This is a genomic window from Arthrobacter sp. H41, assembly GCF_000520535.1.
In the GTDB taxonomy this organism is placed as follows: domain Bacteria; phylum Actinomycetota; class Actinomycetes; order Actinomycetales; family Micrococcaceae; genus Arthrobacter_D.
On sequence record NZ_KI914818.1, the window covers coordinates 12,810 to 16,206 of the forward strand.

Here is a 3,397-nt window from a genome sequence, read left to right on the forward strand (position 1 = left end):
CATGATCTCCGCCGCGACCGGCGCCATCGCGCTCGTCATCGCCCCGCTGGTCGCCAGCCATGGCGTCGACTACTTCATCGCGGCCGTCATTCTCGGCGGCATCATCCAGGTCGTCCTGGGAGTGTCCGGCGTCGCGAAGGTAATGCGGTTCATCCCCCGCTCGGTGATGGTGGGCTTCGTCAACGCCCTGGCCATCCTGATCTTCCTGTCCCAGGTGCCCGAACTCATCGGCGTCCCATTCCTCGTGTACCCCATGGCCGCCGTCGGACTGCTGATCGTCTTCGGGCTCCCGCGCCTCACCCGCGCCGTGCCCGCACCCCTGGTCGCGATCGTCGTCCTCACCGTCTTCGCCGTCCTTGCGAACGTCCTCGTTCCCACCGTGGGCGACAAGGGAGAGCTCCCCGAGAGCCTGCCCTCCCTGTTCTTCCCCAACGTTCCGCTGACCCTCGAAACCCTGCAGATCATCGCGCCCTATGCCCTGGGACTGGCCGCCGTGGGCCTCCTCGAGTCACTGATGACGGCGAAACTCGTCGACGACATCACCGACACCCGCTCCCACAAGACCCGGGAATCCTGGGGGCAGGGTGCGGCCAACATCATCACCGGCTTCTTCGGCGGGATGGGTGGCTGCGCGATGGTGGGCCAGACCATGATCAACGTCAAGGCGTCCGGCGCCCGCACCCGGATCTCCACCTTCCTCGCCGGCATGTTCCTGCTCATCCTCGTCGTCGCCCTCGGCGACATCGTCGCCCTGATTCCGATGGCAGCGCTGGTCGCGGTGATGATCTTCGTGGCCATCGCCACCTTCGACTGGCACAGCATCCAGCCCGCCACGCTCAAGCGGATGCCCAAGAGCGAGACCACGGTCATGCTCGCCACCGTGATCGTGACCGTCTGGACCCACAACCTCGCGATCGGCGTGGGCGTCGGTGTCCTCGTGGCGATGGTGGCGTTCGCCCGGCGGGTGGCCCACTTCGTCACCGTCGAACGAACCGAGGACACCGTCGACGGGCAACAGCACGCGACCTACACCGTGAACGGTGAGCTCTTCTTCGCGTCCTCGAACGACCTCTACACCCAATTCGAATACGCCACCGACCCCTCCTCGGTGACCATCGACCTGCACGGCTCACACCTCTGGGATGCCTCCACCATTGCGTCCCTCGATGCCATCCAGGAGAAGTACCGGCATCACGGGACCGACGTGAAGATCGTGGGCCTCAACGAGGCCTCCACCCTCATGCGGGAACGGCTCGGCGGAAAACTCGGAGCCGGCCACTAGGGGCGTACGCTCGGTGCATGACGAGCGACACGAACACCAATTCAAGCGACGACACCACTCCAAACAGCTCCGACGTCGAGGGTATCCAGGACGATGACTCACTCAGCCAGGCGGATTCGGTGGACTACATCGCCAACCGGGTAGTGCCGGATGATGCGCCGGCCGTCGAGACGGTCGCCGGGAATCTGGGGCTTGAGGATTCACCCTCGGACCACCCTTCCGGCGACCAGCTGCGCGGCCGCTGAACGCCTCTCAGGGCCGCAACTGCTGGACCATGTCGAGAACGACGGCGCGCAGGTCGCCGTCGTTCTCCGCCGCCACGCGCCGCTGGCGCTGGTAGCCGGCGCCGCGCGTGAGGATGCTTTCGACGTCGGCGAGCTCCGAGCTGCAGCCCAGCTTCGCGGCCACGGGCTCGAGCCGATTGAGGACCTCGGTGAGGTGCTCGGTGACGAGCTGTTCCCTGCCGGCGGCGTCGAGGATGATGATGGCGTCGAGTCCGTAGCGGGCGGCTCGCCATTTGTTCTCCTGGACATGCCAGGGCGGCATGGTGGGGATGGTGCCGCCGTCGTCGAGCGTGGTGGAGAACTCGTCCACGAGGCACTGCGTGAGGGCGGCCACCGCGCCCACGTCCTGCAGGGTGGATAAACCGTCGCACACCCGCATCTCCACGGTGCCGAGGTTCCCCACGGGTCGGATGTCCCACCGGATCTCACTCACCGTGTCGATGACGCCGGTGGTGAACATGTCCTGGACGTAGGACTCGTAGGCGGTCCAGTCCGGAAACTGGAACGGCAGTCCCGCGGTGGGAAGCTGCTGGAACATGAGCGCCCGCTGCGAGGCGTAGCCGGTGTCCTCCCCGCCCCAGAAGGGCGAGGACGCCGAGAGCGCCTGGAAGTGCGGGAAGTAGTTGACCAGCCCGTCCACCACGGGCAGCGCCTTGTCGCGGGAGTCCAGCCCCACGTGGACGTGCACGCCGTAAATGACCATCTGGCGCCCCCACCACTGGGTGCGGTCGATCAATTTGAAGTAGCGTTCCTTGTCGGTGACCTGCTGGGAGCGCGGTGCGCTGAAAGGGTGCGAGCCGGCGCAGAAAAGCTCCACGCCCATCGGGTCGGTCACCTCCCGCACCGCCGCGAGCGAGCGGGCGAGGTCTGCTTTCGCCTCCGACACCGTGGTGCAGACGCCCGTCACGAGTTCAACGGTGTTGAGTAGCAGTTCCTGCTTGATGTGGGGGTGCTCCTCGTCATCCTGGAGCTCGGGGTGATTCAGGCTGACCCCGCGGAGCACTTCATCCGCCACCGACACCAGTTCGCCGTTGTACCGGTCAACCAGTGCCAATTCCCATTCGACGCCGAGCGTCGACTGGGAGGACTGCGCAAAATCGATCTTCAAGGGGTGGCTCCTGACCGTACCGGACTGCAGGTGGATGAATGCCTCGGTAGCGCCATCGCGGAAGAGAACTGACCCAATATTAGTCTTCTCCGCCCGGTTCGCGGCGACACGACCGCGGAACGGGGGACAATGGCGGGGTGCCAATACTGAACAAGGACATGACCCTGTGCATCTCACTGGCCGCGCGGCCCAGCAACATCGGCACGCGCTTCCATAACTACCTGTATGACGAGCTCGGCCTGAACTATGTCTACAAGGCCTTCACCACCACTGACCTGCCGTCAGCCATCGGGGGAGTGCGGGCACTGGGAATCCGCGGCTGCGCGATCTCCATGCCCTTCAAGGAGGACGTCATCGGGCTCGTTGACCGGATGGACGATTCCGCACGCGCCATCGACTCGGTGAACACCATCGTGAACGACGACGGCGTCCTCACCGCCTACAACACCGACTACCTCGCCGTCGCACGGCTCCTTGCGTCCCATGGGGTACCGGCCAGTTCCACGGTGCTCGTGCGCGGCTCGGGCGGAATGGCGAAGGCGGTGGTCGCGGCCCTCCGGGACGCAGGCTTCACCACCGTCACCGTGGTGGCCCGCAACGAGACGGCAGGGCGGGCGCTCGCCGGGCTGTACGGCTTCGGCTGGCAGGCGGAGGTTGACAGCTCCACCGCCGACCTTCTCATCAATGTCACGCCGCTGGGCATGGCGGGGGCGGACGCCTCCA

Annotated in this window: 4 protein-coding genes; 3 read left to right on the forward strand and 1 reads right to left on the reverse strand. The window is 65.9% G+C overall.

From position 1 onward, the window contains the following. Window positions 1-1,282, forward strand: a 1,282-nt coding sequence (locus Y705_RS19870; RefSeq protein ID WP_253908617.1) for a SulP family inorganic anion transporter, incomplete at its 5' end; no start/stop codon positions are given. A gap of 17 nt (window positions 1,283-1,299) precedes the next feature. Continuing rightward, the gene (locus tag Y705_RS0112935) at window positions 1,300-1,527 is read left to right on the forward strand and encodes a hypothetical protein (protein ID WP_026533160.1); all 228 of its coding nucleotides are present in this window, start codon (window positions 1,300-1,302) and stop codon (window positions 1,525-1,527) included. A gap of 7 nt (window positions 1,528-1,534) precedes the next feature. Here Y705_RS0112935 and Y705_RS0112940 read toward each other — a convergent pair whose 3' ends face one another. Further along, complete coding sequence (locus Y705_RS0112940) at window positions 1,535-2,674, reverse strand: glutamate--cysteine ligase (protein WP_026533161.1); 1,140 nt, start codon at window positions 2,672-2,674, stop codon at window positions 1,535-1,537. 137 nt (window positions 2,675-2,811) lie between these two features. On the opposite strand from Y705_RS0112940, the gene Y705_RS0112945 reads away from it, so the two are divergent. Continuing rightward, window positions 2,812-3,397 (forward strand): shikimate 5-dehydrogenase (locus Y705_RS0112945; RefSeq protein ID WP_081738046.1); only part of this gene is annotated, 586 nt, incomplete at its 3' end.